Source organism: Acidovorax sacchari (assembly GCF_042847045.1).
Lineage (GTDB): Bacteria > Pseudomonadota > Gammaproteobacteria > Burkholderiales > Burkholderiaceae_C > Paracidovorax > Paracidovorax sacchari.
In genome coordinates this window covers 3,773,934-3,792,635 of the sequence record NZ_AP035783.1, presented here as the reverse complement: position 1 = coordinate 3,792,635, position 18,702 = coordinate 3,773,934, and the positions used below count along the sequence as shown (strand labels likewise).

Annotated in this window: 19 protein-coding genes; 10 read left to right on the top strand and 9 right to left on the bottom strand. The window is 70.7% G+C overall.

Going from position 1 to position 18,702, the window contains the following annotated elements; translation table 11 throughout:
• Positions 1 to 257: 257 nt before the first annotated feature.
• On the top strand, positions 258 to 2,186 hold the full coding sequence (locus tag ACGHC0_RS16790; RefSeq protein ID WP_368352054.1) for a methyl-accepting chemotaxis protein: 1,929 nt from the start codon (positions 258 to 260) through the stop codon (positions 2,184 to 2,186).
• A gap of 76 nt (positions 2,187 to 2,262) precedes the next feature.
• Here ACGHC0_RS16790 and ACGHC0_RS16785 read toward each other — a convergent pair whose 3' ends face one another.
• Entirely contained in the window at positions 2,263 to 2,811 is a 549-nt protein-coding gene (locus ACGHC0_RS16785) for a DUF3455 domain-containing protein (protein ID WP_368352053.1), read from the bottom strand.
• A gap of 246 nt (positions 2,812 to 3,057) precedes the next feature.
• Here ACGHC0_RS16785 and ACGHC0_RS16780 point away from each other — a divergent pair, with 246 nt between their 5' ends.
• From ACGHC0_RS16780 to ACGHC0_RS16770, 3 genes are all read left to right on the top strand, one after another.
• Positions 3,058 to 4,014 carry a DUF3034 family protein gene (locus ACGHC0_RS16780; protein WP_415266219.1) on the top strand — a complete coding sequence of 319 codons (957 nt, stop codon included), beginning with the start codon at positions 3,058 to 3,060 and terminating at the stop codon, positions 4,012 to 4,014.
• A 22-nt stretch (positions 4,015 to 4,036) separates the two neighbouring features.
• Positions 4,037 to 4,564 (top strand): group I truncated hemoglobin, encoded by a 528-nt coding sequence (locus ACGHC0_RS16775; protein WP_415266218.1) that lies wholly within the window; start codon positions 4,037 to 4,039, stop codon positions 4,562 to 4,564.
• 65 nt (positions 4,565 to 4,629) lie between these two features.
• On the top strand, positions 4,630 to 5,901 hold the full coding sequence (locus tag ACGHC0_RS16770) for a DNA polymerase Y family protein (RefSeq protein WP_415266217.1): 1,272 nt from the start codon (positions 4,630 to 4,632) through the stop codon (positions 5,899 to 5,901).
• Positions 5,902 to 5,925: 24 nt separating this feature from the next.
• On the opposite strand, the gene ACGHC0_RS16765 is transcribed toward ACGHC0_RS16770, so the two are convergent.
• From ACGHC0_RS16765 to purM, 5 genes are all read right to left on the bottom strand, one after another.
• Positions 5,926 to 6,915: a GlxA family transcriptional regulator gene (locus tag ACGHC0_RS16765; RefSeq protein WP_415266216.1), complete on the bottom strand. Its 990-nt coding sequence runs from the start codon at positions 6,913 to 6,915 to the stop codon at positions 5,926 to 5,928.
• Entirely contained in the window at positions 6,912 to 7,562 is a 651-nt protein-coding gene (locus ACGHC0_RS16760; protein WP_415266215.1) for a DJ-1/PfpI family protein, read from the bottom strand. Before ACGHC0_RS16760 ends, ACGHC0_RS16765 begins: the two co-directional genes overlap by 4 nt.
• On the bottom strand, positions 7,559 to 8,152 hold the full coding sequence (locus ACGHC0_RS16755) for a cysteine hydrolase family protein (protein WP_368352047.1): 594 nt from the start codon (positions 8,150 to 8,152) through the stop codon (positions 7,559 to 7,561). Before ACGHC0_RS16755 ends, ACGHC0_RS16760 begins: the two co-directional genes overlap by 4 nt.
• Before the next feature lie 123 nt (positions 8,153 to 8,275).
• Complete coding sequence (locus ACGHC0_RS16750; RefSeq protein ID WP_415266214.1) at positions 8,276 to 9,334, bottom strand: AI-2E family transporter; 1,059 nt, start codon at positions 9,332 to 9,334, stop codon at positions 8,276 to 8,278.
• A gap of 37 nt (positions 9,335 to 9,371) precedes the next feature.
• Positions 9,372 to 10,430, bottom strand: a complete 1,059-nt coding sequence (gene purM / locus ACGHC0_RS16745) for a phosphoribosylformylglycinamidine cyclo-ligase (protein WP_019701135.1) — start codon at positions 10,428 to 10,430, stop codon at positions 9,372 to 9,374.
• A gap of 382 nt (positions 10,431 to 10,812) precedes the next feature.
• Here purM and hda point away from each other — a divergent pair, with 382 nt between their 5' ends.
• The 4 genes from hda to folK are packed head-to-tail and all read left to right on the top strand — an operon-like array spanning position 10,813 to position 14,402.
• Positions 10,813 to 11,523: a DnaA regulatory inactivator Hda gene (hda, locus tag ACGHC0_RS16740; RefSeq protein WP_019701134.1), complete on the top strand. Its 711-nt coding sequence runs from the start codon at positions 10,813 to 10,815 to the stop codon at positions 11,521 to 11,523.
• A 49-nt stretch (positions 11,524 to 11,572) separates the two neighbouring features.
• A complete protein-coding gene (locus tag ACGHC0_RS16735; protein WP_415266213.1) occupies positions 11,573 to 12,277 on the top strand; it encodes an HAD family hydrolase in 705 nt (234 codons plus the stop codon).
• Positions 12,274 to 13,866, top strand: a complete 1,593-nt coding sequence (gene pcnB, locus ACGHC0_RS16730; RefSeq protein WP_368352043.1) for a polynucleotide adenylyltransferase PcnB — start codon at positions 12,274 to 12,276, stop codon at positions 13,864 to 13,866. Before ACGHC0_RS16735 ends, pcnB begins: the two co-directional genes overlap by 4 nt.
• A 14-nt stretch (positions 13,867 to 13,880) precedes the next feature.
• Positions 13,881 to 14,402 carry a 2-amino-4-hydroxy-6-hydroxymethyldihydropteridine diphosphokinase gene (gene folK, locus ACGHC0_RS16725; protein WP_415266212.1) on the top strand — a complete coding sequence of 174 codons (522 nt, stop codon included), beginning with the start codon at positions 13,881 to 13,883 and terminating at the stop codon, positions 14,400 to 14,402.
• On the opposite strand, the gene ACGHC0_RS16720 is transcribed toward folK, so the two are convergent.
• Complete coding sequence (locus tag ACGHC0_RS16720) at positions 14,374 to 15,357, bottom strand: Bug family tripartite tricarboxylate transporter substrate binding protein (protein ID WP_368352041.1); 984 nt, start codon at positions 15,355 to 15,357, stop codon at positions 14,374 to 14,376. The two genes, folK and ACGHC0_RS16720, sit on opposite strands and share 29 nt — an antisense overlap.
• A gap of 156 nt (positions 15,358 to 15,513) precedes the next feature.
• On the opposite strand from ACGHC0_RS16720, the gene ACGHC0_RS16715 reads away from it, so the two are divergent.
• Positions 15,514 to 15,861 (top strand): four-helix bundle copper-binding protein, encoded by a 348-nt coding sequence (locus ACGHC0_RS16715; RefSeq protein ID WP_288495747.1) that lies wholly within the window; start codon positions 15,514 to 15,516, stop codon positions 15,859 to 15,861.
• Between the two features lie 43 nt (positions 15,862 to 15,904).
• Here ACGHC0_RS16715 and ACGHC0_RS16710 read toward each other — a convergent pair whose 3' ends face one another.
• Positions 15,905 to 16,978 carry a CDP-6-deoxy-delta-3,4-glucoseen reductase gene (locus tag ACGHC0_RS16710; RefSeq protein WP_368352039.1) on the bottom strand — a complete coding sequence of 358 codons (1,074 nt, stop codon included), beginning with the start codon at positions 16,976 to 16,978 and terminating at the stop codon, positions 15,905 to 15,907.
• A gap of 44 nt (positions 16,979 to 17,022) precedes the next feature.
• Between ACGHC0_RS16710 and ACGHC0_RS16705 the strand changes: the two genes are divergently transcribed.
• Entirely contained in the window at positions 17,023 to 17,970 is a 948-nt protein-coding gene (locus ACGHC0_RS16705) for an NAD-dependent epimerase/dehydratase family protein (RefSeq protein WP_415266211.1), read from the top strand.
• A 16-nt stretch (positions 17,971 to 17,986) separates the two neighbouring features.
• On the opposite strand, the gene ACGHC0_RS16700 is transcribed toward ACGHC0_RS16705, so the two are convergent.
• Positions 17,987 to 18,685 carry a DUF4124 domain-containing protein gene (locus ACGHC0_RS16700; RefSeq protein WP_415266210.1) on the bottom strand — a complete coding sequence of 233 codons (699 nt, stop codon included), beginning with the start codon at positions 18,683 to 18,685 and terminating at the stop codon, positions 17,987 to 17,989.
• Between the last annotated feature and the right edge of the window lie 17 nt (positions 18,686 to 18,702).

Below are 18,702 nucleotides of genomic sequence, written 5' to 3'. Positions count from 1 at the left end.
GCCGGATTGATGTTGCCAATGAAAATTCTCTAAGTTGGAAAAATAATTAATATGAAACAAAAAGTATCTTCATGAATTTGATGTTTTTGGATTGAGTAATTGACCTACAGCGTTTTTTTTCTAGAAACGCTTAAAATTGGTGCATGAGCGCTCCGTTGTGGGGCGCTTTTTCACTTTTTTGGGGAATGCAACTTAACTGCGTTCTATTTTTGCCGCCTACGGCAAAAGCCCAGCCAATTACTAAAAGTTTCAAAAACATGACCCACTGGATCGGCAACCTGAAGTTCTCACGCAAGTTCGTGCTGATCGGCTGCATCGCCTTCGCGATGTTCCTGCTGCCCACCACCCTGCTGATGCGCAGTACCCTGGCCGATGTCCAGACGGCCCTGCAGGAGCGCAGGGGCCTCGCCCCGGCGCGGGAACTCCTCAAGCTGCTGCAGCTGACGCAGCAGCACCGGGGACTGTCCGCCTCCATGCTCGGCGGTACGGAATCGGCCGCTGCGCCGCGGCAGGCCAAGCAGGCGGAGGTCGAGGCTTCCTTCGGCCGCGCGAAGCAGACCCTCGCGGGGCTGGGCGACAACACCCTGGGCCAGCGGCTCGACAGCATCCAGGGCGACTGGAACACGCTGGCTTCCGGCGTGGCGGGCAAGACCCTGCGCGGCGCGGACAGCAACCGGCTGCACGTGGCGCTCATCGAGCGGGTGCTCGGGCTCATCGACGACGTGGCCAACAGCTCCGGACTCGCCCGCGACACCGACATCCGCACCCACTACCTGCAGAAGGCCGTCCTCGGGCAGCTGCCGCAGCTGACGGAGTCGCTGGGCCAGATGCGGGCGCGCGGCGCGCTGGTGCTGGCCCGTGGCGAAGTGGCCCCGGAAGAGCGGGCACGCATCGAGTCCCTTTCCGACCGCGTGCGCAAGTACTACGGCGATGCCCGCAAGGCGCTCGAACTGGCGGCCGGCGGCAGCCTCCCGCCCTCCGTCGAAAAGGCCCGGGACGCGGCGCTGGCCGCGGCCCAGGAAGGGTTCAAGCTGGCCGACGACAGCATCGTGAAGGCCGACGTGCTGAGCATGCCGTCCACCGACTGGGTCGCACGCATGACCCGCATCATCGACACCCAGTTCGAACTGGTGGCCGCGTCGTTCGACGTGCTGGAACAATCGCTGGACGACCAGATCGCGCAGATGCGCGAGAACATGCTGGTGCTGGGCGTGGTGCTGGCGGCGCTGGCGGCGGCGGCGCTCTGGATCATGGCCATGGTCACCCGCGCCACCACGCGGTCCATCGGCGAGGCCGTGCGGATCGCCGAGGCCGTGGCGGACGGCGACCTGACCACGCAGGTCGAGCCCCAGGGCCGCGACGAGGTGGCCCGGCTGCTGCACGCGCTGGCCGCCATGACCCGCAAGCTCGGCACGGTGGTGGGCACGGTGCGGCTCAATGCCGAGAACGTCGCCAGCGCCAGCGTGCAGATCGCGCAGGGCAACACCGACCTGAGCCAGCGCACCGAAAGCCAGGCCAGCTCACTGGAGGAGACGGCCGCGTCCATGGAAGAGCTGGGCTCCACCGTCCGGCAGAATGCGGACAACGCGCGGCAGGCGGACCAGCTCGCGCGCAGCGCGGCCGGCGTGGCCGCGCAGGGCGGTACCGTGGTCCAGCAGGTGGTGGAGACGATGCGCGGCATCCATACCAGCTCGGCGCGCATCGGCGACATCATCGGCGTGATCGACGGCATCGCGTTCCAGACCAACATCCTGGCGCTGAACGCGGCGGTGGAGGCGGCGCGTGCGGGTGAGCAGGGCCGCGGCTTCGCGGTGGTCGCGGGCGAGGTGCGCAGCCTCGCGCAGCGCAGCGCCAGCGCCGCCAAGGAGATCAAGGAACTGATCACGGCCAGCGTCGCCCAGGTGCAGAGCGGCACGGCGCTGGTGGATCAGGCCGGATCCACCATGACCGAGATCGTGGATTCGATCCGCAAGGTGAGCGACATCGTGGGAGAGATCACTTCCGCCACCGTGGAGCAGAGCGAGGGCGTGGCCCAGGTGGGCGAGGCCGTGAGCCAGATGGACAACGCCACCCAGCAGAACGCGGCGCTGGTGGAGGAAAGTGCCGCGGCCGCGAGCAGCCTCAAGTCGCAGGCCCAGCAACTGGTCGATACCGTGGCCATGTTCCGGCTGAACGCCGGAGCCTGATCGTCGCTCAGCCAAAGGCCCCGGTGCCGCGATGCCCGGGGCCTTTCTTCATCCGGCCGCGCCGGGCCGGGGCGCCTCAGGCGGCGCGCCAGAAGATGTAGTCGGCCTGGTACTTCACGATCTGCTTCTGCCCGGCGTTGCCCGCCGCGCAGGGCATGGCCGGCGCCACGCCGCCCTGGGTCGCCACGCGCTGGATGTAGGCCACGCCTTGCATCGCCCCCATGCCCGTGGCGGGGTTCGCCTTGACCAGTTGCAGCGGGATGTTGCCGGTGCCGGCGGGCGCCACGGCCACCTGCGTGGCGGTCACCTTGGAGCCGTCGCTGCTTTCCCAGGTGGCGGGCGGGCCCCAGTAGCGTCCCACCGTCGCGCCCTTGCGGTCCCAGAGCTTCGCGTCCGGGCCGACAAACGCCCATTCGAAGTCGCCTGGCATGTCCTTTTTGGCGCGGCATTCGTACGTGATTTCTCCCTTGCCCACGGTTTCCAGGGCGACCTTGTGGCCGGCGGGCACCTGCACCGCCGCGGGCAGGGACGCCTGGGAGAACGTTGCCATGGGGGAGCCTCCCATGTGGCTGCAGGCCGCCAGGCCCAGGGTGGCGACGATCGCGAGGGGAAGATGGATTCGCATGGGAACACTCCTTGGTGGTGATGGGAAAGGGCAGGGGCGCGGCGGGATGCGCGCACTGGAAGATCCTGCGGACCGGACGGCTTTCCCGGACTGGAGTTCTGGTTTTTGGAAAGCTGCCGCCTGTACGTTCGGCCCGCGCGGATGGATTCGCTACTTCGGGATTTCCCGTAGTGATGGGACGGGAGGATCCGGGGGTACCGCGCCGAGGGAGGCGCTGGCATACTGCGGCTCCAGGAGGTGGGTCCCATGAGGTTTCGTCGCAGGCTTGCGATGCGGACATTCCGCGCGCCCGTGCTGGCCATGCTCGGCATGGCGCTGTCCGCCCCCGGCGGTGCGGACACAGGCAAGCTGCCGCTCACCGGCGGCGTGAGTTCCATCTCCGGCGCCGCAGGCGGAGGGCTCACGCCCTGGGCCGTGATCGGCACCAACGCGACGGACGGCGAGATCGGCGTGAGCGCCTTCGCCACGCGGTTGCGCACGCGGGACTACGGCCTGACCAGCACGGGCCTCGCGCTCGGCCTGTACGACCGGGTGGAGCTGTCCGTGGCGCGCCAGGATTTCGGCGCGGCGCCCGCCTCCGCGCTCAATGCGGTCGCGCCGTTCGGCGTGGAGCCCGACCTGCACCTCAAGATGGACATCATCGGTGCCAAGGTGCGCCTGGCCGGCGACGCCATCCTCGACACCGATTCGCCCATGCCGCAGATTTCCGTGGGAGTGGAGCACAAGCGGCTGCACCCGGCGTCCGCGGGCAGCGTGATCCAGTTCCTCGGCGCGGACACCGAGGGCACGGATGTCTATGTGAGCGCCACCAAGCTGCTGCTCGACCGCAACCTGCTGGTGCACGCCACGCTGCGCTCCACCAACGCCAACCAGAACGGCCTGCTGGGTTTCGGTGGCCGCGGGCCGGCCAGGTCGGGGCGCTCGCTGCAGCCGGAGTTCTCCGTGGCGTATCTGCTGCGCCGCGACCTGGCGGTGGGCGCGGAATGGCGCTTCAAGCCCGACAACCTGCGGGCGCTGGGCCGCGCCGCGGGGCTCGGCGATGCGCTGCGCGAGGATGACTGGCGCGACATCTTCGTGGTCTGGGTGCCCAGCAAGCATCTCTCCGTCACGCTGGCCTATGTCGATCTGGGCCGCGTCGTGCCCGGCGTGACCGCCTACCGGCGCCAGCGCGGGGCCTACCTGTCGCTGCAGGCGGCCTACTGAGATGCGCGGCAGGAGCCACCCCATGACCTTCCTCCGGTACGCCGTGGCCGCCGGTGCGGCCTTTCTCGCCTGCGGCGGCCTGCCGGGCGCCTTGGTGCCGGCCCATGCGCAGGATGCGCCGCCCACCCAGGCCCGCCTCATTCCGCCACCGGTCCCGCGCCAGCCGGTCGATACCTCGGTGCTGCCGGCGCCCGCCGGCCTCTACGAAGCGCTGGGCGGGCGCGAGCGCATCGCCCGTGTGGTGGACCGGCTCATCGATGCCGCCATCGTGCATCCGCAGATCGGCCCGATCTTCAAGGGGGTTCGCCCGCGGGCGCTCAAGGACAGCATTGCCGCGCAGCTGTGCGTGGTGGCCGGCGGCCCCTGCGAATACGAAGGCGTGAGCATGAAGGACGCCCATGCCGACCTGCGCATCCGCCGGAGCGATTTCAACGTGCTGGTGGAACTGCTGCAGGACGCCATGGATGCCGAGGGCATTGCCTTCGCGCAGCAGAGCCGGCTGCTGGCGCTCCTGGCCCCCATGCACCGCGACATCATCACCGTCCGCTGAACGAATGCCCGGGCCGCGGCGGGGCACGCCGCGGTGCGCTGCAGGCGCCGGGCGCGCGCGGCACAATGCATCCCGTGAGCGCATCCCCTGACACGTCAGCGCAGCCGCAGGCCGCGGCCCCTGCCAGCAGCGCGGCGCCCCTGCCGCGCCGCATCGCGCACCTGGACATGGATGCCTTCTACGCCTCGGTCGAGCTGCTGCGCTATCCGCAGCTCAAGGGCCTGCCGGCCGTCATCGGCGGTGGCCGCCGCAGCGAGGACGACGCGCTCGCCCGGGCCTATGCCGGGCGTGAATCCGAAATCCCCGTGGAGGCCTTCCCGCTGCTGCGCGACTACGTGGGCCGCGGCGTGATCACCACCGCGACCTACCCGGCCCGGCAGTTCGGCGTGGGCTCGGCCATGGGCCTGATGAAGGCGGCACGGCTGTGCCCGCAGGCCATCCTGCTGCCGGTGGATTTCGCGTCCTACCGGCGCTTCTCGCGCATGTTCAAGGACATGATCCTCTCCATCGCCCCCGTCATGGAAGACCGCGGCGTGGACGAGGTGTACATCGACTTCACCGCGGTGCCCGGCGGCCAGCGCGAAGGCGGGCGGGTGCTCGCGCGGCTCATCCAGAAAAGCATCTTCGACGCCACGGGCCTGACCTGCTCGATCGGTGTCGCGCCCAACAAGCTCATCGCCAAGATGGCGAGCGAATTCAACAAGCCCAACGGCATCTCGATCGTGCACGAGGGCGACCTGCAGGATGCCATCTGGCCGCTGGCCTGCCGCAAGATCAACGGCATCGGCCCGAAGGCGGATGCGAAGCTGCAGTCGTACGGCATCCGCACCATCGGCGACCTCGCGGCCAGGCCGCGCGGCTGGCTGGTGCAGACTTTCGGCAAGGCCTATGGCGCCTGGCTGCACGAGGCCGCCTGGGGGCGCGACGACCGGGCCGTGGTGACCGAGAGCGAGCCTGTCTCCATGAGCCGCGAGACCACCTTCGACCGCGACCTGCATGCCGTGCGCGACCGCGCGGAACTCGGCCGCATCTTCACCGACCTGTGCGAGCGCGTGGCCGAGGACCTGCGCCGCAAGGGCTACGTGGGCAAGACCATCGGCATCAAGCTGCGCTACGACGACTTCAAGATCGCCACGCGCGACCAGACCATCGCCGCCCACACGCGGGACGCCGCTGCCATCCGGCGCGCGGCGGGCGAATGCCTCAAGCGCGTGCCGCTGGACAAGCGACTGCGGCTGCTCGGCGTGCGCGTGGGCAACCTGCTCACGGAAGAGGAGGCGCGCGAGGCCGAGGCGGCGGCCCGCATGCCGGAGACGGGGCGGCTCTTCGACGACTGACGGCGCTGCCGCGATGCCTGCGGATCAGGCGCGCGCCGCCCCGGACGGCGTGCCGCCGCGCCCGAACCGGTGCCATGCCCGCCGCAACTGGGTGTCCGAGCTGAAGCCGGCCAGGGCCGCCGCCTGCGTCACCGTGTGGCCGGTGTTCAATGCCGCCTCGGCCGTGGCCAGCCGGATGGTGCGCAGCCAGGCCAGTGGAGCGATGCCCGCGTGGTCGATGAACAGGCGGGTGAGATGGCGGGGCGAGGCATGCGCGACCTCGGCCATGGTCGGAACGCTCCAGTCGCCGGCCGGATGCTGCGACACCGCGTCCTGCACACGGTGGAGCGCCGGGTGCAGGTGGTCGCGATGGGCGAGAAATGGCGAGAACTCCGGGTCGTGGGGGCCGCGCCGCAGTGCCACCACCATGGTCTGCGCCACCTGCGCGGCGATGGCCGGGCCGCATTCGTCCGCGATGCGGTGCAGCACGAGATCGATGCCGGTGGTGACGCCCGCACTGCTGTAGAGCGGGGCGTCCGGCACGAAGACCCGGTTGGCCACCACGTCGCAGCGCGGTTCCACCTGCTGCAGCTCAGCGAGGTGCTGGTGGTGCGTGGTGGCGCGCCGGCCCGCGAGCAGCCCGGCATGGGCCGCGAGCACCGAACCCGCGCAGATGGTCAGCAGCTCGAGCCGCCCGCGTTCCGGCCGCAGGCCGCGCAGCCAGTGCAGCAGCGCGCGGGCCTCTGCGGTCGCCACGTCGATCGCCGCGCCGGGCAGGCCGATCAGCACCACCCAGGCGGCGGCAGGCCATGCCGTGGGCAGGGGCTCCAGCCCGCTGAGCACTGCGCCGACCGATGTGACCGACTGCGGCGTGGGGCTCGCGAAGCGCAGCACGAAGCGCTCGGGCAGCCCCTGTGCGCGCAGGCACTGGTTGGCGATGCGCAGCGCTTCCGCGGGCCCGGCCCAGTCCAGCACCAGGCTGTGGGGCAGCAAGGCGAAGACGACGTGGATCGGGCCGGGCCGGTCGCCGTTCATGCGGGCGGTACCCCTTGCGGATCGGGATGCCAGGGGGTGTCCATCTGGCGGGCCGTGCGTTCGGCGAGCGCGCGCCCCGCAAGGCGTTCCACGAGGTGCAGCGACAGGTCGATGCCGGCGCTGATGCCTGCCGAGGTGAACAGCCGGCCCGCATCGCCGTGCTGAACCCAGCGCACGCCCGTGCGCACGTCGAGCTTCGGGAACTGCCTGCGCAGGTCGTCCACATCCTCCCAGTGCGTGGTGACCGCACCCTCGCGCACCACACCCGCGGCCGCGAGCAGGAAGGCGCCCGTGCAGACCGAGGCCGTCACCCGGGCGGCCGCGGCGGCGCGCGCGATCCAGGCCAGGGTGTCGGGGCAGCCCATCGCGCCGTCCACCACGCCGCCCGGCACGATCAGCACATCCGGCAGGGCCGCGCCGCTGAAATCGCCGTCCGGCACGATGCGCAGCCCGGCGCGCGCCCGCACGACGGCTCCGCCTGCGGCCGGGCGGGCCACGCAGCGCACGTCGAACAGCGGTGGTGTGCCGGGTTGCTGGCGCGCCTGCATGCGTGCGGCGGTGGTGAAGACTTCGTAGGGGCCGGCCAGGTCCAGCGCCTCCACGTCGTCGAACGCCAGGATGTCCACGCGGAAGGCCGCGGCGCTCATGCGGCCTCCAGGGCCTGCGCCGTTGCCGCGGCCGCGGTGGCGCGGGACAGCGCCTCGTCGACCGTGCACAGGGTGGCGAAGCGGCCCGTGAGCACCGTCTCCGTGCGGGTGCGGATGTCCGCTGCCGTCAGCAGCCGGCCGTCGGGATGGCGCATGTCCCAGGTCAGCGTGGCCTCGCCCACATAGTCCACTTCCCAGCCCAGGTCGCTGGCGTGGCGGGTGGTGGTCTCGCAGCATTGCTCGGTGCGGATGCCGCTCACGATCAGCCGGCCGATGCCCTGGCGCGTGAGCCAGACATCCAGGCCGGTGCCCACCAGGGCGCTGTGGCGATGCTTGGTGAATTCCGCCGCGGGCGTGAACCCGGCCAGACCGGCCAGGGGGCGTACATGCCCGGATGCGAGCGCGAAGGGGTTCGATGCCTCTTCGGGGCCGTCGCTGTGCAGTATCCGCACGACGGGAATGCCGCGGGCCTCGCAGCCCTCGACGAGCGCGTTCTGCGCCGCGAGGTAGGCGGGCAGGCCGCTTTCCGAGAAAAAGGGGCGGTGGCGGAACGACTCCTGCACGTCGATCACTAACAGACAGGTTTTCATGGCAATCTCCCTTGGGCGGGTGGGTGGTTGGATTGCCTTGATGTTGCCGCCGGGGCGAAGGAAAGTCCGGCCGTGGGCGGACCTGCATCGATCAATTCCGGACAAGTGCCGTGGATGCGGCCGTCACACCAGCCGCACGGCTTCCAGCTCTTTCTTCAGGTAGGCGTAGAAGAGCGGGGCCGCCACCAGGCCCGCGGGGCCGAACACCGCCTCGGCCACGAACATCACCGAAAGCAGTTCCCACACCCCCATGTGCGTGCGCTGGCCCACCACCTTGGCATTGATGACGTATTCGGCCTTGTGGATCAGCACCAGGAAGGCCAGGCACGCGATGGCGGCCGTCGGCGAAACCGACAGGCCCACGATGGTGATGACCGCGTTGCACAGCAGGTTGCCCACGATCGGCACCAGCCCCGCGAGGAAGGTCAGCGTGATGAGGGCCGGGGTGTAGGGCAGGCGCAGGTCCCACAGCGGCAGGATGGCCAGCAGGAACAGCGCGGTGAGCAGGGTGTTGAACGTGGCGATCCAGAACTGCGCCGCCACGATCTGGCGGAACGCCTCGCCCAGGTAGGTGATGCGGTCGGCCAGCGCCACGGCCAGCGGCCCGCGCAGCCCGCCGGTCGCCCGCACGGCGGCCAGCGCGCCGATGAGCAGGCCCACGTAGGCATGCAGCAGCCCGCCGAGCCATGCCCGGCCGGCCATGGCCAGCGCCCCGGCCTTGGCGCCCAGGTAGCCGGCGATGGTGCGCTGAATCTCCGCCGCGCCCTCGGGCAGGTGCGCGCCGATGTCCGGCGGCAGCTTGAGCCGCAGCTCCAGCACCGTCCGGGCCAGGAAATCGAGCAGTTCGCGGTACTGCTGCGGCGCTTCCACCACGTAGGTGCGCGAATGCGTGGCCGCGAGCGCCAGCAGCGCCAGCGGCGCGATGCCCACCAGCGTGGCGGCCGCCACCTGTCCCGTGCGCATGGCGCGGCCACCGGCCTGCCAACTGCGCGGCAGCACGCCCGCCAGCCGCGGCGCGAGCCAGCGGGTGAGCAGGAAGCCGAGGCACGCGCAGATCAGGCCGGGCAGCAGGCCCTGCCACATCACGAGCAGCAGGGCGCCGCCCATCAGCAGGTAGCTGGCCGTACGCACGCCGCGCGTCGGCGCTGCGGGGGGCAGGTCGGCCGTCGGAAGCGGCTCCATGGGGTGGCGCTAGCGCGTCGTGAAGCGTGCTGGCGGATCAGGCCACCACGACCGGTGCGCCCGTGCCGCGCTCGGCGATCACGCCGATGGTGTGCACGGATTCGCCCTGCGCGCGCAGCGTGGCGGCAACGGCTTCGGCCTGCGCGGCGGACACCACCACCACCATGCCGATGCCGTTGTTGAAGGTGCGGTTCATCTCGATGTCGTCGATGCCGGCCGTCTTCTGCAGCCAGGCGAAGAGTTCGGTCTGCGGCCAGCTGCCGGCCTTGAGATGGGCGGCGAGGCCCTCGGGCAGCACGCGCGGGATGTTCTCCAGCAGGCCGCCGCCCGTGATGTGGGCCAGGGCCTTGATGCCGCCGGCGTCGGCGGGGTGCTGCGCCAGCGCGGCGAGCACGTTCTTCACGTACAGGCGCGTGGGTTCCATGATGGCCTGCCTGAAGGGCTTGCCGTCCAGCGTGGCGGGAGCGGAGTCTCCGGCGCGCTCGATGCACTTGCGCACCAGGCTGAATCCGTTGGAGTGCACGCCGGCGGAGGCCAGGCCCAGCACCACGTCGCCCGCGGCCACTTCGCGGCCGGTGAGGATCTTCGACTTCTCGACCGCGCCCACCGCGAAGCCTGCGAGGTCGTATTCGCCGTCGGGGTACATGCCGGGCATCTCGGCGGTCTCGCCCCCGATCAGCGCGCAGCCCGACAGCTCGCAGCCGCGGGCGATGCCGCCCACCACGGCGGCGGCGGTGTCCACATGGAGCTTGCCGCAGGCGAAGTAATCCAGGAAGAAGAGCGGCTCGGCGCCCTGCACCAGCACGTCGTTCACGCTCATGGCCACGAGGTCGATGCCGACCGTGTCATGCATGTTCCACTCGAAGGCCAGCTTGAGCTTGGTGCCCACGCCGTCGGTGCCGGAGACCAGTACCGGCTCCTTGTAGCGCTTGGGTACCTCGAAGAGTGCGCCGAAGCCGCCGATCCCGGCCAGCACGCCTTCGCGCATCGTCTTCTTCGCCAGCGGCTTGATGCGCTCGACCAGCGCGTCGCCCGCGTCGATGTCGACGCCGGCGTCTTTGTACGAAATGGGGGTGGAGGAAGCGGAGGAACTCATGGGCTCGATGGTGTGGTGCGGGGGCCGCGGGGCGGGCCGGATCGCGCGGATTCTAAGGCCGCGCAGGCATCGCGGCCCAATGCCCCCTCGGCCGTGCACGCCGCGGATGGCCGGAGTGTGGCGGCGCCAGCCCCTTCAGCAGACTAAAATCGCGGGTTGCCTGGGCTGCCCGGGCCTCGCCGCTTTCCCCGGCGCGCGTCGCCGGGACGGCCTGCGGCGTGTGCACGGCCGCCGGCCATGCACCCCTGCCGCCCCTGATCCTCGTCCGTTTTCCATCCATGCCGCTGCCGCTTTCCCCGTTCCGCGCCACCGCCGTGCACGCACCCGTGCCGCCGGATCGCCGCGCTCCGGTGTCCGAGTCCGGCGGTACGCAAGGGCTTCCATGAAGCAGCTCGCGCTCGACATCGGCCTGTCCACCGGCCCTACGCTGGCGCGGTTCTTTCCCGGAGCCAACGCCCAGGCATTGCAGCACCTGCGCATCGCGGTGGGGGAGGGGGACGCGGCCTCGGGCGCGGCGCCGGTGCGCTCGCCGGTTCCCACCTACCTCTGGGGTGAGTCGGGCAGCGGCAAGACCCACCTGCTCGAAGCCGTGCGCGAGGCGCTGCGCGAACAGGGCTGCACGGTGGGCTGGCTCGACGCGTCGGTGATGCTGCCCACGGCCTTCGACGAGCGCTGGTCTGCCGTGCTGCTCGACGAAGTGCACCTGTATTCCACCGCCCAGCAGGCCGCGGCGTTCAACTGGTTCATCAACGCCATCAGCCCCGCCGTGGGCGCGCCGCGCTGGGTGCTGGCTGCCGGCGAACTGCCGCCAGCGGACCTGCCGCTGCGCGACGACCTGCGCACGCGCCTGGGTTGGGGCCACATATTCCAGCTGCACCTGCTGGACGAGACCGAGCGCCGCGCGGTGCTGCGGCAGGAGGCCGACGCCCGCGGCATCGCCCTGGGCGACGATGTCATGAACTACATGCTGGGCCGCTTCTCGCGCGACCTGGGCAGCCTCATGCAACTGCTCGACCAGCTCGACAGCTTCGCGCTGCGCACGCAGCGGGCCATCACGATTCCCCTGCTCAAGACCATGCTGGAGTCCGAATAGCGGGGTTGCCGCTGCCGAACCGCCTTTCCCGAACCGCACGCACATCCGCATGACCTCCGACCTTCCGGCCTCCCGCCCACGGCTCGCGCTCTTCGACCTGGACCACACGCTGCTGCCGCTCGACTCCGACTACGAATGGGGCGAGTTCACCATCCGCATCGGCTGGACCGACCGCACCGAATTCGGGCGCCGCAACAAGGAGTTCTACGACCACTACGTGGCCGGCACGCTGAATGTGCACGACTATGTGCGCTTCGCGGTGGACGCGGCGCGCCGGCGCGGGCCCGAGGCGGCCGCGGCGGCGCATGCACGGTTCATGGACGAGGTCATCGGCCCGGCCATCCTGCCGCAGGCACTCGACCTGCTGCGCGCCCACCAGGGCGCAGGCGACGAGGTCGTCATCATCACGGCTACCAACGAGTTCGTCACCGCACCGATCGCGCGGGCCCTGGGCGTGGAGCAGCTGCTGGCCGTGGAGCTCGAGCGCGACGAGGGTGGCTGGATCACCGGCGGCATCCGCGGCGTGCCCTCCATGCGCGAAGGCAAGGTGCTGCGCATGGAACAATGGCTGTCCGCCCGCGGCTGGACCTGGAGCGACGTGGAAAGCACTTTCTACAGCGACTCCATGAACGACGTGCCCCTGCTCGAAAAAGTCGACCATCCCGTCGCCACCAACCCCGACCCCCGCCTGCGCGCACTGGCGCAGCAGCGCGGCTGGCGCATCCTGGACCTGTTTTCTACGCCAACACCATGATCAAGAAGTTCATCGACAAGCTGCTCGGCAAGGCCGCTCCGGGCACGGGCCGTGGAAAACACCGCTTCGGCAAGCGCGAGGACGTGCCTGCCTCCGTGCACGGCATCGACCCGGAACTCGTGGACCGCCGCGCCACCGAGGTGGTGCGCACGCTGCAGCAGGCCGGCTACGAGGCCTACATCGTCGGCGGCGCCGTGCGCGACCTGCTGCTGGGCCTCAAGCCCAAGGACTTCGACGTGGCCACGAACGCCACGCCGGAACAGGTCAAGGGCCTGTTCCGCCGGGCCTTCATCATCGGCAAGCGCTTCCGCATCGTGCACGTGGTGCACGGCCGCGGCCGCGAGCACGAGGTGATCGAGGTCTCCACCTTCCGCGCCTACCTCGACAATGCCGCGGCCGAGCAGGTCAGCGGCAACGAGAAGACCTCCAGGGCCGCGCTGGCGGGCATGCAGCACGCCGTGGACGCCAGCGGCCGCGTGCTGCGCGACAACGTCTGGGGCCCGCAGGACGAGGACGCCACGCGCCGCGATTTCACCATCAACGCGATGTACTACGACCCGGCAACGCAGGTGGTGGTGGACTACCACAAGGGCATCCAGGACGCGCGCAAGAAGGTGATCCGCATGATCGGCGACCCGGCCACGCGCTACCGCGAGGATCCGGTGCGCATCATCCGCGCGGTGCGCTTCGCGGCCAAGCTCGCAGGTGTCGGCTTCACGATCGAGCCCAAGACCGCGGCGCCCCTGGTGGAGTCGCAGGCGCTACTGGCCGACGTGCCGCAGAGCCGCATGTTCGACGAGATGCTCAAGCTGCTCCAGACGGGCCATGCCATCGCCACGATCGAGCAGCTCAAGAAGCTGGGCCTCGCCACCGGCATCTACCCGCTGCTGGACGTGGTGGTGGAGCGGGCCGGTACCTCCTTCGTGAGCGCCGCGCTGGCCGACACCGACCGCCGCGTGGGCGAGGGCAAGCCGGTCGCGCCGAGCTTCCTGCTCGCCTGCGTGCTCTGGCAGGACGTGAAGACGCAATGGGACCGCCGCCTCGCGCAGCGCGAGCATCCGTTCCCGGCGCTGCAGGGGGCGATCGACGACGTGTTCGACCAGCGCATCGGCGATGTGTCCGGCCGCGGCAAGCTGGCCGCCGACATGCGCGAGATCTGGGTCATGCAGCCGCGCTTCGAAAAGCGCGTGGGCACCACGCCGTTCAGCATGGTCACGCACCTGCGCTTCCGGGCGGGCTTCGACTTCCTGCGGCTGCGCGCCGATGTGGGCGAGATCGACGAGGCCCTGGCCGACTGGTGGCAGGAGTTCCAGCTGGCCGACGAGGCCCGCCGGGAGGACATGATCGACCAGGTGCGCGAGGAGCAGAAGCAGCGGCAGCGCAAGAACCAGCCCGTGGTGCGCCGCGTGCCCAAGCCGGTCCCGCAGGACGGCGCGGCCGCTGCCGATGACGCGCCGCAGGCGCCCGCCGACGCCGATGGCGCCGAAGGCGGTGCCGGCGATTCCGGTGCCGTGAAGAAGCGCCGCCGCCGCCGCCGCAAGCCTGCAGGCGGAGGCGACGGCGCCCCGCAGGGCGCCCCCGACGCCTGATGCGCGGGACGGCCATGGTCCTGCCCCGGGAGCCGGTACTGGCCGGCATCGGGCTGGGCGCCAACCTCGGGGATGCCCGGGCCGCGCTGTCGGGGGCCGTGGCCGCTCTGGCCGGGCTGCCGTCCACGCAGCTGCAGGCGGTGTCGTCCCTGTATGCCAGCGCTCCGGTGGACGCACAGGGCCCGGACTACCTGAATGCCGTGGTGCTGGTGTCCACCGGGCTGACAGCCCCGGCCCTGCTGGATGCGCTCCTGGCCATCGAGGCCGGCGCGGGGCGTGAGCGCCCCTACCGCAACGCGCCGCGCACTCTGGATCTCGACCTGCTGTTCTATGGCGGCGCGCGCATCGCTTCGCCGCGCCTGCTGGTGCCGCATCCGCGTGCGGACGAGCGGGCCTTCGTGCTGCGGCCCCTGGCGGAGGTGGCGCCGCAGCGGGTGCCGGCCGCCGCACTCGAAAGCGTGGCCGGCCAGCGCGTGGAAGTGGCCGCCGGCCCCGGCTGGAGCGCTTTTAGTCCACCTTCGCGCCGGACGCCTTGACCACCTGCTGGTACTTGGCGCGCTCGGATGCCATGAAGGCGTCGAACTGCTCGGGCGTGGAGGACACCGGCTCGGCCATGAGGGCGGTGAAGCGCGTCCGGGTCTCGGGGGCGTTCAGCGCCGCCACGAAGGCCTTGTTGAGCTTGGCGATCACGGGCTTCGGCGTGCCTGCCGGAGCGACGAGGCCCCACCAGGTGTCGATCGAGAAACCCTTGAACGTATCCGAGAGCGGCGGCACGCCGGGCAGCATCGGCGAGGCCTGCAGCGAGGTCACGGCCAGCGCCTTCACCTTGCCGGCACGGATGTTGGGCGCGGCGGCGGCGAGATTGTCGATGTTGAAATCCACTTCGCCGGCCAGCAGCGCGAGCTGGGCGGGGCTGGCGCCGCGGTAGGGAATGTGCAGCGCGTAGATGCCCGCGCGCTGCTTGAACATTTCGCCGGCCAGGTGGCCCGCGCTGCCGTTGCCGCCGCTGCCGTAGTTCAGCTTGGCCGGATTGGCCTTGGCGTAGGCGATGAGGTCGGCCACGGTGTGGATCTTGAGCTGCTCGGCCTTGGCCGCGTTCATCACCAGCACGTTGGGCACGCGCACCATCTGCGTGATGCCCGCGAAATCCTTCGCGGCGTCGTAGGGCATGCGGGTGTAGAGCCACGGGTTCACGGCATGCGTGGCGGTGGCCGCCAGGCCGATGGTCAGGCCGTCCGGGGCCGCCTTGGCCACGGCGTCCGCACCGATGTTGCCGCCTGCGCCGGCCTTGTTGTCGATGATGACCGTGCCCAGCGCATCGCGCACGCGCTCGGCGAGCACGCGGGAGGTGACGTCCAGCGGACCTCCGGGGGCGTAGGGAACGATGAGCCGGATGGTGCTGTCCTGGGCCTGTGCCAGGGGCGAAGCACAGGCCGCTGCGGCCGCGGCCGCCGAAAGGAGGAAATGTCTGCGATGCGTCATGTCCGCCATTGTGCAAAAAAAACATGGCAACGCATCGGCCAGGCTTCGCTGTGATGTCCTACAGCGTCACGGAGCGGTGATTTCTATAAACAAAACCATGTCTCCGCGGCGCCTTGGCAAAGCCCGCTCCGCCCGGAGCCCGCCCCCTTCGTCAAGGACTTCCCCATGCAGACTTCCCAGGACACGCTTCCCCCTTCCCGCTATGCGGATTGCATCAGCGCCTGCAACGACTGCGCGGATGCGTGCAACTACTGCGCCGCCGCCTGCCTGCGCGAGCCGGACCCGCGGCACATGGTGCGCTGCATTGCGCTCGACATGGACTGTGCGGACATCTGCCGCACGGCCGCGGCGGCGATGGCGCGCGAGAGCGCCCACGCCTACGAGATCTGCGCGCTCTGCGCCCGCCTGTGCGATGCCTGTGCGAATGAATGCGGCCGGCACGACATGGCGCACTGCCAGGCCTGCGAGGCCATGTGCCGCCGCTGCGCGGAACTGTGCCGGGCGATGGCCTGACTGACGGCCCGCCGCCGGCAGCGGGGCAGGGAGGCCGGTCCCGTTACGCGGCGACGGTATCGCCGTGCTTGTCGGCCTCCGACGTGAAGGCGTCGGCATAGAACTCCTCCGGCGGCAGGCCGCATTCTGCGCTGTAGGCCTTGCGCGCCGACTCCACCACCACAGGCGCTCCGCAGGCATACACCTGGTGGCCCGACAGGTCGGCATGGTCGTCCATCACGGCCTGGTGCACGAAGCCCGTGCGGCCCGTCCATCCGTCTTCCGGCAGCGCGTTCGACACCACCGGCACGTAGCGCAGCTGGGGCATGTCCGCCAGGCGTTCGCGCACCCAGGCGTCCATGTACAGGTCCGCCGGGCGGCGGCCGCCCCAGTAGAGCGTGGCCGGCCGGTCGATTCCCTTGAAGCGCAGGTGCTCGATGAGGGCCTTCACCGGCGCGAAACCCGTGCCCGATGCGAGCAGGATGATGGGTTTGGCGCTGTCCTCGCGCAGGAAGAAGCTGCCGAAAGGCCCCTCCACGCGAAGAATCTCCTTTTCCTTCATGGCGCCGAAGACGTGGTCGGTGAAGCGGCCGCCCGGCATGTGCCGGATGTGCAACTCGACGCCCGGGTTGCCCTCCTGCGTGTGCGGCGCACTGGCCATGGAATAGGCACGGCGCGCACCGTCCTTGAGGATGAACTCCACGTACTGGCCCGCGTGGTAGCGGAACGTGTCGGCCGCGGGCAGTTGCAGGCGAACCACCATCACGTCGTGCGAGGCGCGCGTGAGCGTGGAAACGCGCACCGGCATCTTCTTGACGGGATAGGCGCTCTCGTCGGTCACCTGGCGCGACTCCAGCACCACGTCGGTGAGCGGCTGCGCGCAGCAGGTGAGCACGAAGCCCGCGTCGGCCTCCTCGGGCGTCAGGGCCTTGGACTGGTGCTCGCCGTGCACGACCGAGCCGCTCAGCTTGCGGCACTTGCAGGAGCCGCAGGCGCCGTCCTTGCAGCCGTAGGGCAGGCCCACGCCGCTGCGGATGGCGGCGCCCAGCAGGGTTTCGCCGGCCTGGGCGGTGAAGGCGCGGCCGCTGGGCTGCACGGTGATCTGGTGGGAGGCTGCGGCCGTCGCTGCGGTGTTCATGGGGTCGTTATCCTTGCGTGTCTCTTCGTTGCCGGATCTGGATTTTGCCCTCAAACCTGACCCCCCTCGGCGCGCTGCCAGCGCGTTTCCGCCGTGAACGTGTGCTGGTCGTCGGCTGCGGCGACGTGGGCCTGCGCGCGGTGGGCGCCCTGCGGGCCGCGCAGGGATCGCCGCGCCCGCGCGTGCTGGCGCTCACCTCGAGCCCCGGGCGCGTCGCGGCATTGCGCGCGGCCGGCATCGTGCCGCTGCAGGGCACCCTGGACGATGCGCGCACGCTGCGCCGCCTCGCGGGACTGGCCACGCGCGTCCTGCACCTGGCCCCGCCGCCCGGGGAGCGCGACGTCGGCGCTGCCTGGTGGGCCGACCCGCGCACGGCGGGCCTGGCGCGCGTGCTGAGGCTGCGCAGCCTGCCGCGCGCGCTGGTGTACGGCTCGACCAGCGGGGTCTATGGCGACTGCGCCGGTGCCCTCGTGCCGGAAACCCGGCCGGTCGCGCCGGCCACGCCGCGCGCCCGCAGGCGCATCGATGCCGAACGTACCGTGCGCCAGCTGGGCCGGGCCGGCGTGCGTGCGAGCGTGCTGCGCATTCCCGGCATCTATGCGCCCGACCGCGAGGGCGGCACGCCCGAGGCGCGGCTGCGCCGCGGCACGCCCGCGCTGGTGCCCGGGGACGATGTGCATACCAACCACATCCACGCCGACGACCTCGCGCGCGCCTGCATCGCCGCCCTCTGGCGGGGGCGGGCGCAGCGCATCTACCACGTGAGCGACGCGAGCGGCCTGAAGATGGGCGACTACTTCGACCTCGCCGCCGACCTGTACGGGCTGCCCCGCCCGCGCAGGATCACGCGGGAGCAGGCCCGCGAAGAGCTATCGCCCATGCTGCTGAGCTTCATGGGCGAATCGCGCCGGCTCGATGCCACCCGGCTCGCGCAGGAGTTGCGCGTGCGGCTGCGTTATCCGACGGTGGCCGAAGGGTTGCGCAGCCTCTGAGGGGCCTCGCAGGCTGTCACCGCGGATAGACGTTCCCGTTGCCGTCATAGCACCGGAACACGTTGCACTGCGTGCCCGGAGGCCTGGGCACCGGCACGGCCGGCTGTACCACCACGGGATGCCGCGGCACCACCACCACGGGCGGCACATAGACGTCCTGCGTCCCGTAGGTGGTACCTCCGCCGCGCGAGCGCTCCACCTGCGCATAGCCCGCGGAGCCCAGGCAGTCCAGTTCCATCTGCCGTTGCGCCGCTGCCAGGCGGGCCTGGGCCTCGTAGCTGCCCTGGCCGCTCTCGGCGGCCACGCGGTCGAGCTGCCGGCGGGACCGCGCGCACTCCGGCGAACGCGCCGGATCGGTGGAGATTTCCCGGCCCCGGGCACGTGACTCCTGGGCTTCCCGCCGGGCCTGCTGCTGCTCTGCCTGCGCTTCGGCCTGCTGGCGCTGGCGCTTCGCTTCCAGCGCCTCGCGCGCCTGCTCGCGTTCCTGCGCGATCTCTTCCGGGGTCCTGCGGGGTTCGACCTCCCGCACCGATGCTCCCCGGTCGCAGCGTCCGTCCGTATAGGTCACCTGGCCGGTCGAGGGGTCCGTGCAGCGCACGACCTGGGCTTGGGCGAACGTGCCCGCCAGGCACAGCACGGCCACGCAGGCGGCGCTGCGCAGAAGCCCCGCCTGCGGGCCCCTCAAGGCGCGCGCATGGGAGGTCAACCCGGTCATGGAAGGGGGCCTTTCAT

Excerpts from the sequence above, each read along its gene's own strand:
- ACGHC0_RS16790 (WP_368352054.1), top strand. The coding sequence starts at position 258 with ATGACCCACTGGATCGGCAACCTGAAGTTCTCACGCAAGTTCGTGCTG.
- ACGHC0_RS16785 (WP_368352053.1), bottom strand. The coding sequence starts at position 2,811 with ATGCGAATCCATCTTCCCCTCGCGATCGTCGCCACCCTGGGCCTGGCG.
- ACGHC0_RS16780 (WP_415266219.1), top strand. The coding sequence starts at position 3,058 with ATGAGGTTTCGTCGCAGGCTTGCGATGCGGACATTCCGCGCGCCCGTG.
- ACGHC0_RS16775 (WP_415266218.1), top strand. The coding sequence starts at position 4,037 with ATGACCTTCCTCCGGTACGCCGTGGCCGCCGGTGCGGCCTTTCTCGCC.
- ACGHC0_RS16770 (WP_415266217.1), top strand. The coding sequence starts at position 4,630 with ATGCATCCCGTGAGCGCATCCCCTGACACGTCAGCGCAGCCGCAGGCC.
- ACGHC0_RS16765 (WP_415266216.1), bottom strand. The coding sequence starts at position 6,915 with ATGAACGGCGACCGGCCCGGCCCGATCCACGTCGTCTTCGCCTTGCTG.
- ACGHC0_RS16760 (WP_415266215.1), bottom strand. The coding sequence starts at position 7,562 with ATGAGCGCCGCGGCCTTCCGCGTGGACATCCTGGCGTTCGACGACGTG.
- ACGHC0_RS16755 (WP_368352047.1), bottom strand. The coding sequence starts at position 8,152 with ATGAAAACCTGTCTGTTAGTGATCGACGTGCAGGAGTCGTTCCGCCAC.
- ACGHC0_RS16750 (WP_415266214.1), bottom strand. The coding sequence starts at position 9,334 with ATGGAGCCGCTTCCGACGGCCGACCTGCCCCCCGCAGCGCCGACGCGC.
- purM (WP_019701135.1), bottom strand. The coding sequence starts at position 10,430 with ATGAGTTCCTCCGCTTCCTCCACCCCCATTTCGTACAAAGACGCCGGC.
- hda (WP_019701134.1), top strand. The coding sequence starts at position 10,813 with ATGAAGCAGCTCGCGCTCGACATCGGCCTGTCCACCGGCCCTACGCTG.
- ACGHC0_RS16735 (WP_415266213.1), top strand. The coding sequence starts at position 11,573 with ATGACCTCCGACCTTCCGGCCTCCCGCCCACGGCTCGCGCTCTTCGAC.
- pcnB (WP_368352043.1), top strand. The coding sequence starts at position 12,274 with ATGATCAAGAAGTTCATCGACAAGCTGCTCGGCAAGGCCGCTCCGGGC.
- folK (WP_415266212.1), top strand. The coding sequence starts at position 13,881 with ATGGTCCTGCCCCGGGAGCCGGTACTGGCCGGCATCGGGCTGGGCGCC.
- ACGHC0_RS16720 (WP_368352041.1), bottom strand. The coding sequence starts at position 15,357 with ATGGCGGACATGACGCATCGCAGACATTTCCTCCTTTCGGCGGCCGCG.
- ACGHC0_RS16715 (WP_288495747.1), top strand. The coding sequence starts at position 15,514 with ATGCAGACTTCCCAGGACACGCTTCCCCCTTCCCGCTATGCGGATTGC.
- ACGHC0_RS16710 (WP_368352039.1), bottom strand. The coding sequence starts at position 16,978 with ATGAACACCGCAGCGACGGCCGCAGCCTCCCACCAGATCACCGTGCAG.
- ACGHC0_RS16700 (WP_415266210.1), bottom strand. The coding sequence starts at position 18,685 with ATGACCGGGTTGACCTCCCATGCGCGCGCCTTGAGGGGCCCGCAGGCG.